The organism is Paenibacillus sp. GM2FR (genome assembly GCF_002803325.1).
GTDB classification, from domain to species: Bacteria; Bacillota; Bacilli; order Paenibacillales; family Paenibacillaceae; genus Paenibacillus_AQ; species Paenibacillus_AQ lautus.
The window spans coordinates 3,082,706-3,100,190 of the sequence record NZ_MKZM01000008.1; the positions used below are offsets into that span (position 1 = coordinate 3,082,706).

Sequence of the window (17,485 nt, forward strand, 5' to 3'; positions counted from 1 at the left end):
CCTTATATCTCTTAAAAAAGAAGGAACACAGGTGTGTTCCACTCTTTTCTATAACTTATATTAGCCTATTCGGCTTATTTATTCACCTGGGACATAACTTCTTCAACGAAGTTGTCTTGTTTTTTCTCCAAGCCTTCGCCCAATTCAAAACGAGCAAAACGACGGATGGAAATGTTCTCACCGATCGTGCTGATTTTTTCATTAAGCAGCGTGTTGATTGTTTTGTCAGGATCTTTGATGAAGGCTTGCTCAAGCAAGCAATATTCTTCATAGTATTTGTTGATGCGGCCTTCAACCATTTTCTCAACGATTTTTTCAGGCTTGCCTTCGTTCAGAGCTTGGTTTTTCAAAATTTCTTTTTCTTTCTCAAGGTCTTCCGTTGGCACTTCTTCACGACGAACATATTTAGGATTTGCAGCGGCAATATGCATTGCGATATCGCGAGCAAACTCTTTGAATTGATCTGTTTTACCTACGAAGTCGGTTTCACAGTTGATTTCAACGAGAACGCCGATGCGTCCGCCGCCGTGAATATAAGACTCTACAACGCCTTCAGTTGCAATACGACCCGCTTTGTTTGCTGCTGCAGACAAGCCTTTTTCGCGAAGTACTGCGATCGCTTTGTCGATATCACCATTTGTTTCATCCAGCGCTTTTTTGCAATCCAGCATGCCCGCGCCTGTTCTTTCGCGAAGTTCTTTTACCGCACTAGCTGTTACTGCCATTAGAATTCCCTCCAAATTGGTATGATGAAGTTTTGCGTTTGGACCTCAAGAAGACCGTCATTCTGTTGTTCTCTCCAGGATTCCAGACCGCATTAAGTAGTTGTTCTTCCCCTGCGATGCCAGGCTCCGAATGCCATACGTTATACGCACGTTATCCGTTCTAACATCTTAAAAAAAGGGCAGTGAGAGGTTATCCACCTACCAACCACCCTTTTCATTTAATTCATGGTTTATACGTTTAATCCCGATTAAGCAGTTGTTTCTTCACCTTGGTGAGCTTCAACAACGGCATCGGCCATTTTACCAGTCAACAATTTGACAGCGCGGATCGCGTCATCGTTACCTGGGATTACATAGTCGATTTCATCCGGATCACAGTTCGTATCAACGATACCAACGATTGGGATACCCAATTTGCGAGCTTCCGCTACTGCGATACGCTCTTTGCGAGGATCGATAACGAACAATGCGCTTGGAAGACCCTTCATGTTCTTGATACCGCCCAAGAATTTCTCAAGACGATCTTTCTCTTTGCGGAGAAGGATAACCTCTTTCTTAGGCAATACTTGGAACGTGCCGTCCTCTTCCCAAGTTTCGAGCTGCTTCAAGCGGTTGATACGCTTTTGGATCGTTTCGAAGTTAGTCAAAGTTCCGCCGAGCCAACGTTGGTTGATGTAGTACATGCCGCAACGCTCTGCTTCTTCCTTCACGGAATCTTGAGCTTGTTTTTTCGTGCCGACGAACAGGATTGTACCGTTCTCTCCAGCTACGCTTTTCACGAAGTTGAATGCTTCTTCAACTTTCTTGACCGTTTTTTGCAGGTCGATAATGTAGATACCGTTTCTTTCAGTGAAGATAAATTTATCCATTTTCGGGTTCCAGCGACGAGTCTGGTGACCGAAGTGAACGCCAGCTTCCAAAAGCTGTTTCATGGAAATTACTGCCATCTTCACGCACCTCCTAAGTTTGGTTTTTGTGTGTCCCTCCGCCAAGATCATTTTTCATTAAGACTCCCAGTCCTGGAAGCACCCTTAACGAAATCACTCTAGCGTGTGTTTTAACACCGTCAATTACTATAACATAACCATGGGCAGGTTGCAATGTCTTTTGTGTGCTTGATCAGGTCCATTCTATCAACGGCTGCACGCAGATCCCGCAAAGAAAAAAACCACTCTCAACCGAAGTGCTAGTTGGAGGGTTTTGTAGTGATCTTCGTGATGATCGAAGTGTAGCTCTCGCCTGCCGTGAACGAGTATGTACCGCTCAGGATCTTGGTATTGATTTTATTCTCGGTAGCTTTAGTGATGAATGCCTGTTTGTTGTCAATGACGCCGGCATTCAAAAGACTGTTTGCCACATCACTGAGATTGTTTCCGGATTGAATGTTTACTTTAATATGCGCTTCCGCTTTGGCCGGTGTTTTCGGCTCCGCCGGATTCGTCACACGGGGAGATTCCTGTTTCTTATCCACGCCTGTTTCAGGTTTCTCCGGCTGCTGCGGTGCTTCCGGCTTTTCCGTCCCCGTCTTCAGTGCAGGATCGGCTCCTTCGGACTCACCTGCGCCATCAGAAAGCCGTTTTTCTTCCCACTGCTCCGCTGTCAACAGTTCTTCCGAGCCTTCGAAAACTTGCATATCCATGGCTTCCGCTGCAGCCATCAGCTGCTCCTTCGTTATTTCCTCCGTCGTTGCTGCGGTGGTGCCTTGACCGATCCACATCAGCTGAAGCAGCACCGCGCCGATCACGAGACCGCTCCCCAGGCCCATCATAAATGTACGGTTCTTGATCACACGGATTCCTCCTGTTTGGCCAACTGGATAATAAGTTGAACTTCGCCTCGCTGAAGACCCGTGGTCTTGGCAATCATATCGATGGACTTTCCTTGTTCATATAGATCAAACAGCTCCGTGTATCTGGATTTGATGGAATGGACAGGAGGTGCAGGTTCAACCTCGGAAGCCGCTGCAGCCGCTCCTGCAGACAAAGAAGCGGCATCGGCGGCTTGCGCCAGCTTCTCTTCCGCCGTTCGAATTCGCGTTTGCGAATCGGTCATTTTCTGCTCCATGGCCAGCATGCGCTGCCGCAAATCACTGACCTGCTCTTGATGTGCTTGCTGCTTGGCATCAAGTTCTTTCTTCATCTGACTAACCAGTTCCACCAGCTGTTCGTTCTCGTTCTGGATTTCCGCCATATATCCTTCAAGCGTGTTCTCCACTTCTTTGACAACCCGCTCGCTGGACACGGTCTCTTCACGGCGTTTCGGCAGCATAAAAGCATACAGCACGGCGGCAATGCCAAGCAGCACGATATATATCCATGGTTTCAAATCCATTAACTCCTTTGTGCCTATAAATTATCTAGAGCGAAACATCGAAATTTTTGCCTTTATAGGGATGCTCTGCCGGCTGCTCCACGATCTCGCCCGATTCCGCCGTTCCCCGGCCTTGCTGCTGCTCAGAGGATTGACGACTCCCGTCATCGCGCACGGCTGTTTCCGCCGTCTCACTCACTTCCGTGCTTCGCTGGGCTTCCGCACGGCTGTTCTTGTTTAACTCACCCGCAAGCAGCGTCTGATCATTCATCGGGCGCTGCTGGGTTTCATTATGCATCTTGCCCGCTTCATTGGTTCTGGGGACCGCAATTTGCATCTCAACCGATTTCAAACTCAATGGAATCACCTCATGATATAGGATCATGTCCACAAGCATTTAACACGTATGTTCTATCCCTACAAGAGCGGCACCATGGTGATATCCCCTTCATGATAGTAAAAAGAAACCCGCTGCGTGGGGTCCTTAACAAAGCGGGTATACCGCCCTATGACAATTTTGGCTCCGCCGTAGATCGTCTTTACCACATTCACTCTTGCTTTGCCGGTATCCTCAAGCATCTTCTCGATTTCCAGCATTCTATCCTTTATATCGGCTTGTTCTGCCATGTTGGATTTCTTGGTCGCATTCAGCTTGATTCGCAGCGCCAACTTGTCTGGAGACAATTGACCCGAGGATGCTAACTGATTCAGAAGATAAAGCGCTTTATCGGTTTTGTCCATACTTTCTAATGACTGCTTCAATTGAGCTCTAAGATCTGCCAGTTCATTCCGCAGCTCGGGCAGCACACCAACTTCAACTACGGTAGCCGTCGACATGCTGTTTCCGATCGTTCGGGCAACCACTTTTTCCCCCGCCTGCAAAATGCCGCCTACCACAAGGCCCTTCATACCGTTGCATTCGATATTCTGAACCGCCCGGATATTGGAGTGCATGATGCTCTGCGAGACGAATACGCTAGCTCCGGCTATGACGTTTCCATCCTGGATGAACGAGCTTTTGACATCCTGACCCGCCTTTACATAACCCTTGTTGTACCCGATGATTCCGCCGGATATATCGATCGAACCTTCAGCCTCCAGCTCGGCTCCCTCCACAAAGCCAGTGACTCGGATATCTCCTGCTGCCTTGATTCTGAAACCGGTAAGCACATTGCCGCGAATGACCACCGTCCCGACAAAGTCGATATTGCCTATACTGTAATCAACATCCCCGTTAATCTCATATACCGGAAACACATTGATTTTTCCCTTTTCCGTTTTGGTGAGGAGTCCGTCAAGCGCAGCGTACATTGCGGTTTTCTCCGCGTTAACAACAACGTTCTTCCCAACCTTGAAATGAGCTTCCTTTCCCGGTTTGCTCGGAATCTCCTCTCCGGTTACCGCTGTTCCGGGGACTCCCTTCGTTGGGGGGATTCGGTTGGCAAGCAGCTGCCCCTTCTTTACATTATTTAAACGAATCACTTCTTTATAATCCACTTTGCCATCTTCGATCTCCAGCGGCTTCAGATTCGTCTCATTCCCAAAACTGACGGTAAATTCGATTCTGCCGTTCTGTCCGTGCACAGGTTCCGTTCCCATGGCAATCGGCGTTCTACTATATTGATATTCCTCCGCATGATCTGCGATTCGCCGCAACGTATCATGTTGAAGTCCATATCGTACATCATGACTTCTCAGAAATTGCTCAAGAGCTTCTACAGAGCAAGAGAAATCCTTCTCCCACTTGGTGAACTGTATATAGGCGACGACCTTGTCATCCGATAGCGTAACGCTAAAGTACTGATCCAATGCATAATCTACAGACAATCCAGGAACCCCCTTCATAAATGGCAAGCGTCAATCGTTTTGCATCAGCAAATCCCGATCTTTATCGAGCGCGCCCCGAAGTCTCAATATCGCTTTGGAATGAAGCTGAGATATTCGTGAAGGTGATAGCGACATCACTTCAGCAATTTCACTGAGTGATAAATCCTCATAATATAATAAGGAAACTACGGTCCGCTCTTTCGGGGTTAATTTACCGATACCCTTCATCAGGGCTTCTCGCAGGTAAAATTCATGGACCTTGTGATCCGGATTCTTCGCTTTCTCATCAACCAGGAGCGACATTCGGGTCTCAGACTCCTCCTCGCGGATCGGATCCTCCAGAGATGTCAATGTCATGACCGCTACTTCCTGCAGCATGTGCCGGAATTCCTTCTCAGTCACGTCAAGGTAATCACTCATCTCGGAATCACTGACGCTGCGTAAATACTTCTGTTCCAACTGCTGATATGCAGTTTCAATCTTCTTCGCCTTCTCGCGGACGGAACGAGGCACCCAGTCCCCTTGACGCAGCGAGTCCAGAATGGCCCCACGCACACGCCAAGAAGCATAGGTTTCGAATTGCAGCCCTCGCTTGTAATCAAACTTCTCGATAGCGTCAATCAGACCCATTACCCCATTGCTGGCCAAATCTCCCTTAGAAACGTTCTTCGGAAGACCGATGGCCAAACGGCTTGAAACATAGTCAACGATGTGCAAATGATATTCGATTAGTTTCTTCTTCGCTTCATGGTCTCCATCTTCCTTCCATGCGCTCCATAAATCCGCATGATTTAGCACAGAAGCTTTACGTTCGTCCAATTGCCTTCACCCTCCTTATTCTTCCGTAAGGTGACGAACGGCCTTGGCCAGTTCTTCGGGTTCTTTCGTTGAAACCAGCTTAGGAGGATTTAGCGGTACAAAGTCTCCATTCTCTTTGCTGCTGGATTCGGAATGGATTAAATCCATCAATTCCCGATCCTCATCAGGCGTGGATAAATCAAGAACAGTTCCTCGGTTTTGCTCCCGCTGCGTGTCGGCGTCCCCTTGAACAGCGGCTCGCGGACCCGTAATGGCAGCAAACATCCAATTCAACAGGAACGCCAGGAGAAACCAAATCGCACATGCAATGAGAGCCCGATACATGCTAGTCATCCACAGATTGTTACGTATGGAGAAAATAAATGTGAACACAAACCCGGCAATTCCAGTCATCAGATAAAAACGGAGTTTTCCCATTAGCTACAATTCCTTTATGCCCTTTTGTACGCTTCGTATTGTAAACTTACCCGTTGTACAGTCCAACTCAACGGTTCTTCCATAATTTCCTCCGGTATCCTCGGCAATTAGCGCAATCCCCATCTGCTCGAGCCCAGCCTTGCAAGACTCCACATTACGAGGTCCAATGCGCATGGTGTCACCGGATCCGGCAAAAGCAAACATTTGAGCTCCCCCTGCCATTTTGGCTACCATACGTGCCGGAGAAGCACCCAAATTCCTCATCTTGTTCAACAGGATCGGAAGAGCCGTATCGGCGTATTTTGCCAGATTCAGCTGCCCTTCTCTGGCGATCGCCGAAGATGGAAGCATCACATGCGCCATTCCACCAATCTTCGTCACCGGATCATACAACGTCAGTCCGACGCACGAGCCGAGTCCCGTTGTTCGCAAAATACCGTTTGGACCTGCGACGTTCAGATCCGCCATGGCTACTTTCACTATGCTTTGTTCTTCAATCATGCTCTAAAGGCACTCCTAAAGCTTCGAAAATTTGAGCAAATGATTGTGGATCAGGTATCAGGAAGAACTGGCCTTCCACCTCGTTCTGCCCTTCTAGGAACGTCGTGTTGATTAAGAGGGCATCGTCTCCCATTTCTCCGAACTGCAGCAGCCCATAACTTAAGATGGCGCCAGCCATATCCATTGCGAGAGCCGGCACCGTAGGTGTCATGGACAGATTGGTCAAATCCGCGAGCGACGATAAGTACGAGCCTGACAATATGTTTCCGATCTCGCATAATGCGGACTGCTCCATCTCGGAGAATTGCTCCTCATCCGAAACTTCAAATCCCGCCAGATTCTGCAGCAAATTCTTCCCGGCTTCCGGACTCATAATAAAGAAGAGATTGCCCGGCGCACTGCCTTCGACCCTTAAAAATACGGCAAGAACGAGTTGTTCGCTCCCCCCTACACTTTCAGCAATCTGTTCAAACGGCAGGAGTTGAACTTTTGGAACAGCCATATCAATAGGTTTGTTAAGCAAGCGGGAGAGGGCGGTTGCCGCATTGCCCGCTCCGATGTTTCCTACTTCCTTCAAAACATCCATTTTGATTTCCTTGCCATGCTTAAACAGCTCCACTGTCTACTCCTCAAGGCCTTCCAGCTGAATAATCTCACTCTTGTTCAGCACTTCGGACAGATTCAGCATAACGAGAAGGCGCTCCTCTCCTACCTTCGCGACACCGCGAAGATATTTCGCTTTAATTCCGCCGACCACCTCAGGTGGAGAGTCAATGCTGTCCGTATTCAGATCGATTACATCACTGGCGGAATCCACGATAAAGCCTACCTGCATGTCATTGACCGATACGATGATAACCCGCGTTTGATCGGTTGCTTCAACCTCGTCCAATCCAAAACGGCCGCGCAAATTAATGACGGGGATGACAACGCCTCGAAGATTAATAACCCCTTTTACGAAAGCATAGGTCTTGGGAACACGCGTAATGGGCATCATTCGCTCAATGGTCTGAACCTTGTCTACCTCGATCCCGTATTCTTCCTCGCCAAGTTTAAAGACAATAACCTTGATTTCTTCTCCCATGATAAGTCCTCCTTCAAAATGTGTGGCCTGCCGTGCGTAATAGCAACCCTTTATTTGATAAATGCATTTGCGTCAATGATAAGAGCGACTTGTCCATCCCCTAGGATGGTTGCTCCGGATACCCCCTGAATGGCAGGCAGATATTTACCCAGATTTTTAATGACGATTTCACTCTGTCCGATAAAATCATCGATGGTGAGTGCCGCCAAACGATCCCCCTTGCGGATTACAACGATCTCTGTTTCTTCTTCCAGCTCTTCGTCAAAATCCGGAACTTCAAACAGACGGCTGAGCGAGATGACCGGAATCAGCGATTCCCGGAACTGGATCATGCGGCTGCCGTGAACATGTTTGATTTGTCCACGCTTGATGATGCCCGTTTCAACAATGGAGGAAAGCGGAATTGCATATTTTTCGGATCCCATCCGAATCAGCATAGCTGCAATGATAGACAGCGTTAATGGAAGCTGAACGGAAAAGTTCGTGCCTTTTCCCGGTGTCGAGTAGATGGTGACGTTACCGCCCAGAGTAACGATTTTGGATTTAACAACGTCAAGCCCAACGCCTCGGCCTGATACATCCGAGATTTTCTCTGCGGTGCTGAATCCCGGTGCAAATAGCAGTTGATTGACCTCGTCATCGGTCATGGTCGCTGCTTCAGCCTCCGTAACAACGCCCTTTGCCAATGCGTTCTTCAGAATTTTGTCACGGTAGATACCGCGTCCATCATCCTCAATCTCAATGAAAACATTGTTGCCGCTATGGAACGCACGCAGGTGCACGGTACCAGTCTCCGGTTTACCGGCAGCGATACGGTCGGCTACAGGTTCGACGCCATGGTCTGCCGAGTTCCGCAGCAAGTGGACCAGCGGGTCCCCGATCTCATCAATAACCGTACGATCCAGCTCCGTTTCAGCCCCGGTAATAATCAAATCAATCTTTTTGTCCAATGTTTTGGCAAGGTCCCGTACCATCCTAGGAAAACGATTAAACACCGTATCCACAGGGACCATGCGCAGCTTCAGGACGATATTCTGCAAATCGCTGCTCACGCGGCTCATATGCTCAACGGTGTCCGTCAATTCCTGATTCTTGGACTCACTGGCCAATTGTTCTAGCCGTACCCGGTCAATCAGCAGTTCACTGAACAGATTCATTAATACATCCAGCCGCTCAATATCCACCCGTATCGTTCTCGAAGGATTACCTCCCCCTGCATTTCGGGCAGGTGCCTTGGACTCTTTGGCAGGTGCAGAAGTACTCTTGGCTTCCGGCGAAGCCGTTGCCGCTGGAGCTGCCTCTGAAACTTGCGGTTTAACAGCTTCTGCTGTAGCCGCGCTCTCCTGAACCATTTGCTGCAAAGATTCATGATCGAGCGCCACAACCGTAGTAGTCTCGATCTCCGAAACGCCAAGAATCTGGCTTTCAATGTCTTGCGTTTCTCTTTGTGTTATGTAATACAACGAAAATACGCGATCGAATTCACCTTGTTCAATCTCTTGAACGTCCGGATACGTCTTGACAATTTCTCCGGATCTTTCCAGCGTTTCGAATACCATGTAGGCACGAACCGCCTTGAGTTGGCAATCCTCTCGCAATGTCACTTGTATATATAGAACCTTATGTCCTTCCGAAATCGATTGATCAAGCACGGAGAATTGAAACTCATCCAATTCAATTCCCTGGACGGCCACAACGGAGTTATCCCCTTCGGCAGCACCACCGCCAGTCGAAGCTCCTTCTCCACGTACAATCGACTGCAAGGAAGCCACGATAGAGGAAACATCCGCTTTCCCGTCCCCGCCTTCGGTAATATCCTGCACCATCGATTCAAGAGCGTCCAAGCTTTTGAAGAGCGTGTCAAAGATAAAATCCTGCATCTTTAGCTTTTCGTTCCGGACAAGATCCAGCACGTTTTCCATCTGGTGGGTAAGCGAAGCCAAATCTTCGTATCCCATCGTTGCTGCCATACCCTTGAGCGTATGAGCCGATCGGAAAATAATCTGTACGATCCCGATATCGTCCGGGTTGCTTTCTAATTGAAGCATGTTTTCATTTAATGATTGCAGATGATCATTTGACTCATCAATAAACATTGTCAAATATTGATTCATGTCCATTGAGAGACACCTCCTCTTCAAGTTCACTTTCCGTTATTTACAGCTTGAACCATTCTAGGTGCAATATCATGAAGTGGCAGAACGTGGCTTACGCATCCGAGCTCAACAGCTGATCTCGGCATCCCGTATACGACGCAGGTTTGCTCGCTCTCCGCATAGGTCGATGTCACCCCTGTATCGTAAAGCTTCTTCATCATTCTCGCTCCATCGCTTCCCATGCCGGTCATCAGTACCGCATGACGCTTGATCATGGTCAACGGCAGCAGGGATTCGAACAGCACATCTACAGATGGACGGTGACCGTTGCGGGTCTCATCCTCACTTATCCTAATTTGGTAAGTGCCGCTGTCCGAGCGGTAAACCCTCATATGGCTGCCTCCCGGGGCAATGTAGGCTTTGCCTGGTTCCAATACCATCCCTTGTTCTGCTTCCATGACCTCCAGCTGGCTGAATGAATTCAGGCGCTGTGCAAGCGATTTGGTAAAACTCGGCGGCATATGTTGAACGATGACAATCGGGGCACAGAAGTCACCGGGAATGGGCTCGAGAAAAGCCTTCAATGCTCTTGGCCCGCCGGTCGAACAGCCCACCGCAACCAAATCCGTCAATTCCGTTGACTGCGGTATCTTTGCTTCATGGCGCTGACGACTCTCGTTCTCTGGAAGCACGACTGGAGCTAAGTCCGTAACTGGCTTACGATCTGCCCTTTTTCTCTTTGATCCAGAGGGCTCTGCTCCTTCCGTAGCAGTAGACACCTTCTTCTCAACAGTCCGTGATGACGGCATACGAGGTGAATCCTTTAGTTTGCTCCGTTGGTCAGTCTCGTTGACCGTTGTTTTAGTCTCATTCACCTGCGGTTTCTTGTTCAGCGTTTTGTCAGAAGGCTTTGGCGAAAGAGGAACCGTTATGTCCGCGCTCCGTCGTCTCTGCTCTTCTTCTTCCCACAATGCCCTCCGCTGTTTAGCCTGCATCGCCGCATTCAGTTGCTTCATTAGTTCTGAACGCACCTGCTCAATATCAAGCGCATTAGAAATGGAAGGCTTTCGTATAAAATCAAATGCTCCTGCCTCAAGGGCAAGAATGGTCTCTTTCATGCCTTGCTCATTAATGCCGGACAACATAATGACCGGACGGGGGCCCGAATCCATAATTAATTTCAGAGCATCCAGGCCGTTCATTTCCGGCATTTCTACATCCAGTGTAATGACGTCCGGATTCAATTCCTTTACTTTCCGAACGGCATCAAGCCCGTTATCAGCTGTTCCGACAACCTGAAAAGAGGGGTCGCGCTCGATGAAATCGGAAAAGATTTTCCTCATGAATGCGGAATCGTCAACGACAAGCACACGAAAAGGCTTCATAGATGTCCACCTCAGTTTCCATTAATCCAAGCAAAGAATCATTTCGTACGTTTGAGCCACCGATGCATAAATCCTTTGATTCCCTTCGGAGCTTCCGGCTCCGTGGCAGCAGGAACGGTCATGTAGCGGAGCGCGATCCGTCTGATATCACTAGAAGCGTTACATCGCGGATAAGCTGCTGTGAACGGGACCTGCCGCTTAACCGCCTGGACAACATGTGTATCATCGGCAATCGAACCGAGCAGCTTGATGTCGATATCCAGAAAACGCTGGGCCGTCAAAATGATTTTGTTAGCAGCTTCCCGAGCCTCCTGTTCATCACCCGCACGATTGACAATCAGGCTGAACGGAACCTGGCATTCCGTGCCGTGCACCACCTTGATTAAGGCATAGGCATCCGTAATGGATGTCGGTTCCGGCGTCGTGACGACAAGGCATTGATCAGCGGACGTAATGAATTTCATATTTTCCTTGGATAAGCCGGCTCCTGTATCAAAGATGATATAGTCCATCTCGGAAGCAATACGCTCAATCTGGGATATAAAATAATCCATCTCGTCTTCCGATAGGGACATCATGTCCGCCAAACCGGAACCTCCAGCAATGTAGGGAAGCCTGTCCGGCCCGTACTGAATCACTTCTTCAATGCTCTTCTCCCGGCGAATGAGATGATATAGGCTGTACCGGGAGCTTACGCCCATAAGAACGTCAATGTTTGCCATCCCGATGTCGGCATCAAACACCAATACCTTTTTGCCCATCGACTGCAAAGTCAGCGCAAAATTCAGTGTGAAATTGGATTTGCCAACCCCGCCTTTTCCGCTGCTGACCGTTATAATCTTGGCAGTTCTTGGAGATGTTGCCATACCGCTGTTCCCTGACTGCTGGGAATAAACCAGCTGGCGAAGCGAATGAGCTTGATCCGTCATGTACGAATCTCTCCCAGCAGCAGATGGCATAACCGCTCACTGTCGGCCATCAACAGATCATCCGGCACATTTTGACCATTGGTCATATAGGACAAGCGAAGGTTATGGGCATCAATCAGATTAAACAAGGAGCCGTAGCTTCCGGTTTCATCCATCTTCGTGAAAATGACCTTATCGAGTTCGTATTTGCTGAAATGATCCGCGATTTCGATCATATCGCTGCTCTTGGAAGTCAGGCTGAGCACCAGATAGGTTTCGCTTTGATCGGAATGGGAGAACAAACTTTGAAGCTCGGAAACGAGCAGCTCATTCCGGTAGTTCCGACCCGCTGTATCCATTAACACCAAATCACAATCCTGCAGCTTCTGAAGGGCCCGCTGCATATCACCAGGCGATTGCACGACTTCCATCGGCACATTGAGAATGGATGCGTAGGTACGCAGCTGTTCAACGGCAGATATCCGATACGTATCGGAAGTGATCAGACCTACCTTGCGTTGGTTACGGAACAGCTGCTCTGCAGCGATCTTCGCGATCGTGGTTGTCTTGCCGACCCCTGTCGGTCCGGCGATATACACAATCCGCGTCTCGGGCTGAACTCCGCCGCCTATACGACCCTCAAGGAACGCCTCGGCTTGCTTGTAAATCACGTTCTGGAGCTCGGCCTCGCTCATCTGCATATGATTAGCTTTCCAGGCTTCCTCCGCGGCTGTGAGCCACTCTTCCGTCAGCTTGGCCGAAAGATCCTGCTTGAGCAGCTGATCCCGAATGCTTTGCAGCGGCTCGGGAAGATGCTGCGCTTCAAGATTTTGCCTGGATAATCGCGCAATCCATTCCTTCATTTCCTTAAGCTCTTCAAGGACTCTTTGTTCGGATTCGCTAATTCCCAGACGGAAACTTAAAGGCTCCTCCTGTCTCCCACGGGATGACTTAACAGATTCAACAGACACTGCTGTTTCCGTTTGATCGCTTCGCATCGCTGCTTTTGCAGCTGCAGCAGGCTGTTGCGCGTGGTCCAATTCGTCCTTTTTCCTGTCAACCGTCTCCTCGGAAGCTGCAACCTGGCTGAGAATCTCTGCAAAACGACTATAGTCGTCCTCATGCTGTACGCCGGAAGCTGTATCCGTGTTATTCACAGAACTCGTGGAAGTCTGTGAACCTGGCTTCGAAATTTCTGCTGTTCGTTGATATGCCTTGGGTACGGCACCAGAAGGTACAGAAGGCGTAACTTTGGACTTTATCGGAGCAGAACCTTTGGATTTCTCCGCTTGTTCTACTGCCGCGATCACCTCGATCTTCTTACTGGTAAACATACCTAGGAATCCGCCTACCTTGGTTTCCTTCGTACTCAGTATGACGGCATCCGCACCCAAATCGGTCCGAATGTGCTGCATCGCCTCAGGCATCGTGTCGACGATATACCTCTTCACTCTCATAAGTTCACCACTCCGACACTTTGAATTTCGACGTTCGGCTCCAGCTCACTATAGGACAACACCGGAATATCCTGCATGCTTCGTTCAATGACCTGCCTTAAATACATTCTTATGGCCGGTGAGGTAAGCAGAACAGGCTGCTGTCCCATCTGAATGATCCGGTTAACCTGTTCACTGAGCTTCTGAAACACACTCTGTGTCGATGCCGGGTCCATGGCAAGATAGCTTCCTTGGTCGCTCTGCTGGACGCTTTCGGCGATCTTCTTCTCCAGCTGTGGTCCAACCGTGATGACCCGCATGGCCTCTCCCTCTTGAGCATATTGCTGGGTAATCTGGCGCGAGAGGGCTTGTCTTACATATTCGGTAAGGACATCGGGATCTTTCGAGTAATGTCCATAGTCCGCAAGCGTCTCAAGAATCGTGACCATGTCCCGGATCGAGATTTTTTCGCGGAGAAGCTTAGCCAATACCTTCTGCACTTCTCCAATGGTCAGCACGGAAGGAATGAGCTCATCCACAAGGACCGGATAGCTTTCTCTAATGTTGTCAACCAATGCCTTGGTCTCCTGGCGTCCAATCAGCTCATGGGCATGTCTCTTAATTAACTCGGTCAAATGGGTAGCCACAACGGACGGTGGATCGACAACGGTATAGCCCGCAAGATCCGCTCGCTCTTTCATGGCTTCATCTATCCAAAGAGCAGGTAGCCCAAAAGCCGGTTCGGTCGTTTCGATCCCCGTTACGGAATCATCCTCGTACCCAGGGCTCATGGCAAGATAGTGATTTAATAATAATTCACCGCCGCCGACAGCATTCCCTTTTATTTTTATGACATATTCGTTCGGTTTTAGTTGAATATTGTCGCGAATTCGGATAACCGGTACGACGAGTCCCAGCTCAAGTGCGCATTGTCTACGAATCATAATGATCCGGTCCAATAAGTCTCCACCCTGCTGCGCATCTGCGAGCGGAATCAACCCATACCCGAATTCGAATTCGATCGGGTCAACCTGCAGCAGGTTGATCACGCTTTCCGGACTTCGAACCTCTTCGATTTGCTGTTCCTCCTCCAGCTGCTCCACCTCGACCTGCTTGCGGTCCAGATTGTTCTGCATCCTCCTCGCCGCAATAAATAAAACGAGTGCAATCGGTGCGGTCGTAATCAGATGAATGGGTGTGAAAATCCCTAGCAACAGAACGGTACCTGAAACAATGTACAATAGATGAGGGTATGAGAAGAGCTGCCCTGTCAGATCCTCCGCCAGGTTCCCTTCCGAAGAAGCTCTTGTAACAATCAGCCCCGCTGCAGTGGAAATTAGAAGCGCCGGAATCTGACTGACCAATCCGTCCCCGATTGTCAGGATGGAATATGTGCTCATCGCGTCTCCAAATGACATTCCATGAATCGAGATCCCGATGATAAATCCGCCGATCAGGTTGATCAGCATGATGACAATCGTGGCGATGGCATCACCCTTAACGAATTTACTTGCACCATCCATAGCCCCGTAAAAGTCGGCTTCCCGCTCGATTTTTCTTCTGCGCTCCCTGGCTTGCTGCTCATTGATCAAACCTGCGTTCAGATCCGCATCGATACTCATCTGTTTACCAGGCATCGCATCGAGCGTAAATCTTGCCGCAACCTCGGCAACCCGCTCCGAGCCTTTGGTAATGACGATGAACTGTACGACAACGAGGATCAAAAAGACGATGAATCCAACCGCAATTTCGCCATTCGCTATCCATTTACCGAACGTGGCTACAACCTCACCCGCATTAGCTTCCGACAGGATCAGCTTCGTTGTCGAAATGTTAAGCGCTACACGAAACAGTGTCGTGATGAGCAGTAAGGAAGGGAAGATGGAGAAGTCCAAGGCTTCCTTCGTATTCATGGCCACCAGCAAAATAATAAGCGCCAGCGAGATATTGATAATCAGGAGTACATCGAGCAGCCATACCGGGATCGGAAGAATCATCATGAGTACGATGCCAATGACACCCGCAAGGACAGATAGATCTTTTATTTTCACTGCACTGACGCCTCCGGTCCCTAATTATTTCACTTTACCTTTTAGTTTATATACATAGGCCAGCACTTCCGCTACGGCCTGGAACAGGTCTCCCGGAATCGAATCCCCGATTTCCGACCGTTGGTACAAAGCGCGTGCCAGCGGCTTGTTTTCCATCGTTATAATTCCGTGTTCCTTCGCTATTTCTTTAATCCGCAAGGCCATGAAGTCCTGGCCCTTCGCAATGATCTGCGGTGCTTCCATCATGGACCCGTCATATTTGATCGCCACTGCAAAGTGGGTCGGGTTCGTGATGATAACGTCGGCATTCGGGACTTCCTGCATCATCCGCTGAAGTGCCATCCGACGCTGGCGTTCCCTGATCTTTCCTTTGATCAGCGGATCGCCCTCCATCTTCTTGTACTCGTCTTTGATGTCCTGTTTGGACATTCGAATGTTTTTTTCGTAATCATATTTCTGATACATGTAATCCAAAACGGCCAGAATGATCAGCCCGATGGCAATCTTGAAACCCAGTGACATGGTGATATCGGCCACAAAATGAAAAATGGTATCGGGCCCCATCGTCGACAAGGACGATAATCCTTCCCTGGCAGCCCATAAGGTGGTGTACACGAGGTAACCGATGATGGTCAGTTTAATGACCGATTTCAAAAACTCGACCAAGGAGCGCATCGAAAATATGTTTTTGAACCCTTTGATAGGATCGATTTTACTGAATTTCATTTTCAAAGTTTCGCCCGTCAGCATAAACCCGACCTGTAAATAATTAGCGACCAGCGCAACAACGAACACCGAGATAAACAATGGAGCCAGCAGAAGCAGGATTTGAATACCGTACTCCCCGAATAACTGCATCACATTGTCTTTCGTTACGTCCATGGAGAGCCGATTAATATAAACGTCGGTAAACAGTCGAACGGTGCGGTCTCTCATATAACCGCCGAAAATCAACAAGCAAAAGAATGCGGCCAGCAAAACCGATGCACCCGATACCTCCATACTTTTGGCAACTTGGCCTTTCTTACGTGTATCCTGGCGTTTCTTCGGCGTGGCTTTCTCCGTCTTTTCGCCAGCGAACAGCTGTAAGTCGACCGGATACCGGTATGACATCCGCTTCACCTCCATCCTCCTTAAGTCGGCCCGTCGCCAATAACGCCGAGCAGCTGCCGGAGCGCTTCAAACATTTTGGCAAACAGATGATCAAATAGTGACACCAGCATCGGCATGAGCAGCATCAGCAGTACGAGTCCAACGATGATTTTGAGGATAATCCCGATCACAAACACATTGAACTGCGGTGCCGTCCTTGCCAGAAAGCCAAGCCCGACATCCGTCAGGAACAAGGCTGCTACCAGCGGGGCCGCCATTTGAAGTGCCAGTACAAATGAGTGCGAGAAGGTCCGGACGAGGAAATCCGTCACATTGCCGTTATGGATCTTCCCAAACACATCTCCCGTTATCGGGATCCAGTCATAGCTGTACATAATCGCATCGAACAGATAATGGTGACCATTCATGCTCAGGAATACCAGTAGAGCGAGATAATACTTGAAGTTGCCGATTAATGGGGAGGAAGCCCCTGTAAAAGGATCGATAACATTTGCCATGCTGAACCCGATCTGAATGTCAATTAACGCTCCTGCCGTTTGGACGACGGCCATAATAAGATAAGCAGTGAAACCAAGCAGCAGCCCCACCAATACTTCCTGGACAATTAATATGACGTAAGACAGATCTTGCGGAACCGTTTCTCCGAGCCCGAACGAAAAATATACGATCAGGGCGATGATGGCCGAAAGGCCAATTTTGTAAGAAGGAGGTATACCGCGTGAAGTAAACACTGGCGATATTACAAAAAAAGCTGTTATTCGACAAAAAATAAGCATGAAAACAGGTAAACTTTGCTGCAACCATTCCATGGAC

18 protein-coding genes are annotated in these 17,485 nt (G+C 49.0%); all 18 read right to left on the bottom strand.

Features of this window, described 5'->3' with window-relative positions; genetic code table 11:
* Nucleotides 1–74: 74 nt before the first annotated feature.
* The 18 genes from tsf to fliR all read right to left on the bottom strand — a co-directional run bounded on the left by tsf (nt 75) and on the right by fliR (nt 17,481).
* Nucleotides 75–725 (bottom strand): translation elongation factor Ts, encoded by a 651-nt coding sequence (gene tsf, locus PAEVO_RS13740; protein WP_100538050.1) that lies wholly within the window; start codon nt 723–725, stop codon nt 75–77.
* A gap of 248 nt (nt 726–973) precedes the next feature.
* Nucleotides 974–1,672, bottom strand: a complete 699-nt coding sequence (rpsB, locus tag PAEVO_RS13745; protein ID WP_071220108.1) for a 30S ribosomal protein S2 — start codon at nt 1,670–1,672, stop codon at nt 974–976.
* Nucleotides 1,673–1,911: 239 nt separating this feature from the next.
* A complete protein-coding gene (locus tag PAEVO_RS13750; RefSeq protein WP_100538051.1) occupies nt 1,912–2,514 on the bottom strand; it encodes an endolytic transglycosylase MltG in 603 nt (200 codons plus the stop codon).
* Nucleotides 2,511–3,056, bottom strand: a complete 546-nt coding sequence (locus PAEVO_RS13755; protein WP_100538052.1) for a DUF6115 domain-containing protein — start codon at nt 3,054–3,056, stop codon at nt 2,511–2,513. Before PAEVO_RS13755 ends, PAEVO_RS13750 begins: the two co-directional genes overlap by 4 nt.
* A 25-nt stretch (nt 3,057–3,081) precedes the next feature.
* The gene (locus tag PAEVO_RS13760; RefSeq protein ID WP_100539451.1) at nt 3,082–3,393 is read right to left on the bottom strand and encodes a hypothetical protein; all 312 of its coding nucleotides are present in this window, start codon (nt 3,391–3,393) and stop codon (nt 3,082–3,084) included.
* Between the two features lie 59 nt (nt 3,394–3,452).
* The gene (locus PAEVO_RS13765) at nt 3,453–4,862 is read right to left on the bottom strand and encodes a DUF342 domain-containing protein (protein ID WP_100538053.1); all 1,410 of its coding nucleotides are present in this window, start codon (nt 4,860–4,862) and stop codon (nt 3,453–3,455) included.
* 30 nt (nt 4,863–4,892) lie between these two features.
* Entirely contained in the window at nt 4,893–5,681 is a 789-nt protein-coding gene (locus PAEVO_RS13770; RefSeq protein ID WP_071220103.1) for a FliA/WhiG family RNA polymerase sigma factor, read from the bottom strand.
* Between the two features lie 15 nt (nt 5,682–5,696).
* Nucleotides 5,697–6,098 (bottom strand): hypothetical protein, encoded by a 402-nt coding sequence (locus PAEVO_RS13775; RefSeq protein WP_100538054.1) that lies wholly within the window; start codon nt 6,096–6,098, stop codon nt 5,697–5,699.
* 3 nt (nt 6,099–6,101) lie between these two features.
* The gene (locus PAEVO_RS13780) at nt 6,102–6,599 is read right to left on the bottom strand and encodes a chemotaxis protein CheD (protein WP_100538055.1); all 498 of its coding nucleotides are present in this window, start codon (nt 6,597–6,599) and stop codon (nt 6,102–6,104) included.
* Complete coding sequence (locus tag PAEVO_RS13785) at nt 6,592–7,185, bottom strand: chemotaxis protein CheC (RefSeq protein ID WP_251035541.1); 594 nt, start codon at nt 7,183–7,185, stop codon at nt 6,592–6,594. Before PAEVO_RS13785 ends, PAEVO_RS13780 begins: the two co-directional genes overlap by 8 nt.
* Before the next feature lie 36 nt (nt 7,186–7,221).
* Nucleotides 7,222–7,683, bottom strand: coding sequence for a chemotaxis protein CheW (locus PAEVO_RS13790; protein ID WP_100538056.1), 462 nt, complete (start codon nt 7,681–7,683; stop codon nt 7,222–7,224).
* Nucleotides 7,684–7,733: 50 nt separating this feature from the next.
* On the bottom strand, nt 7,734–9,803 hold the full coding sequence (locus PAEVO_RS13795; protein WP_100538057.1) for a chemotaxis protein CheA: 2,070 nt from the start codon (nt 9,801–9,803) through the stop codon (nt 7,734–7,736).
* A 23-nt stretch (nt 9,804–9,826) separates the two neighbouring features.
* Nucleotides 9,827–11,164 carry a protein-glutamate methylesterase/protein-glutamine glutaminase gene (locus PAEVO_RS13800; protein WP_100538058.1) on the bottom strand — a complete coding sequence of 446 codons (1,338 nt, stop codon included), beginning with the start codon at nt 11,162–11,164 and terminating at the stop codon, nt 9,827–9,829.
* A gap of 38 nt (nt 11,165–11,202) precedes the next feature.
* Nucleotides 11,203–12,093 (bottom strand): MinD/ParA family protein, encoded by an 891-nt coding sequence (locus PAEVO_RS13805; protein ID WP_100538059.1) that lies wholly within the window; start codon nt 12,091–12,093, stop codon nt 11,203–11,205.
* The gene (gene flhF, locus PAEVO_RS13810) at nt 12,090–13,529 is read right to left on the bottom strand and encodes a flagellar biosynthesis GTPase FlhF (protein ID WP_100538060.1); all 1,440 of its coding nucleotides are present in this window, start codon (nt 13,527–13,529) and stop codon (nt 12,090–12,092) included. The genes PAEVO_RS13805 and flhF overlap by 4 nt, the downstream gene beginning before the upstream one ends.
* The gene (gene flhA / locus PAEVO_RS13815) at nt 13,526–15,559 is read right to left on the bottom strand and encodes a flagellar biosynthesis protein FlhA (RefSeq protein ID WP_100538061.1); all 2,034 of its coding nucleotides are present in this window, start codon (nt 15,557–15,559) and stop codon (nt 13,526–13,528) included. The genes flhF and flhA overlap by 4 nt, the downstream gene beginning before the upstream one ends.
* A 24-nt stretch (nt 15,560–15,583) precedes the next feature.
* A complete protein-coding gene (gene flhB, locus PAEVO_RS13820) occupies nt 15,584–16,672 on the bottom strand; it encodes a flagellar biosynthesis protein FlhB (protein WP_100538062.1) in 1,089 nt (362 codons plus the stop codon).
* A 20-nt stretch (nt 16,673–16,692) separates the two neighbouring features.
* Complete coding sequence (gene fliR, locus PAEVO_RS13825) at nt 16,693–17,481, bottom strand: flagellar biosynthetic protein FliR (RefSeq protein ID WP_100538063.1); 789 nt, start codon at nt 17,479–17,481, stop codon at nt 16,693–16,695.
* Nucleotides 17,482–17,485: the final 4 nt, after the last annotated feature.

Excerpts from the sequence above, each read along its gene's own strand:
- flhF (WP_100538060.1), bottom strand. The coding sequence starts at position 13,529 with ATGAGAGTGAAGAGGTATATCGTCGACACGATGCCTGAGGCGATGCAG.
- PAEVO_RS13780 (WP_100538055.1), bottom strand. The coding sequence starts at position 6,599 with ATGATTGAAGAACAAAGCATAGTGAAAGTAGCCATGGCGGATCTGAAC.
- PAEVO_RS13755 (WP_100538052.1), bottom strand. The coding sequence starts at position 3,056 with ATGGATTTGAAACCATGGATATATATCGTGCTGCTTGGCATTGCCGCC.
- flhB (WP_100538062.1), bottom strand. The coding sequence starts at position 16,672 with ATGTCATACCGGTATCCGGTCGACTTACAGCTGTTCGCTGGCGAAAAG.
- tsf (WP_100538050.1), bottom strand. The coding sequence starts at position 725 with ATGGCAGTAACAGCTAGTGCGGTAAAAGAACTTCGCGAAAGAACAGGC.
- fliR (WP_100538063.1), bottom strand. The coding sequence starts at position 17,481 with ATGGAATGGTTGCAGCAAAGTTTACCTGTTTTCATGCTTATTTTTTGT.
- PAEVO_RS13785 (WP_251035541.1), bottom strand. The coding sequence starts at position 7,185 with ATGGATGTTTTGAAGGAAGTAGGAAACATCGGAGCGGGCAATGCGGCA.
- PAEVO_RS13775 (WP_100538054.1), bottom strand. The coding sequence starts at position 6,098 with ATGGGAAAACTCCGTTTTTATCTGATGACTGGAATTGCCGGGTTTGTG.
- PAEVO_RS13805 (WP_100538059.1), bottom strand. The coding sequence starts at position 12,093 with ATGACGGATCAAGCTCATTCGCTTCGCCAGCTGGTTTATTCCCAGCAG.
- PAEVO_RS13800 (WP_100538058.1), bottom strand. The coding sequence starts at position 11,164 with ATGAAGCCTTTTCGTGTGCTTGTCGTTGACGATTCCGCATTCATGAGG.
- PAEVO_RS13795 (WP_100538057.1), bottom strand. The coding sequence starts at position 9,803 with ATGGACATGAATCAATATTTGACAATGTTTATTGATGAGTCAAATGAT.
- PAEVO_RS13790 (WP_100538056.1), bottom strand. The coding sequence starts at position 7,683 with ATGGGAGAAGAAATCAAGGTTATTGTCTTTAAACTTGGCGAGGAAGAA.
- rpsB (WP_071220108.1), bottom strand. The coding sequence starts at position 1,672 with ATGGCAGTAATTTCCATGAAACAGCTTTTGGAAGCTGGCGTTCACTTC.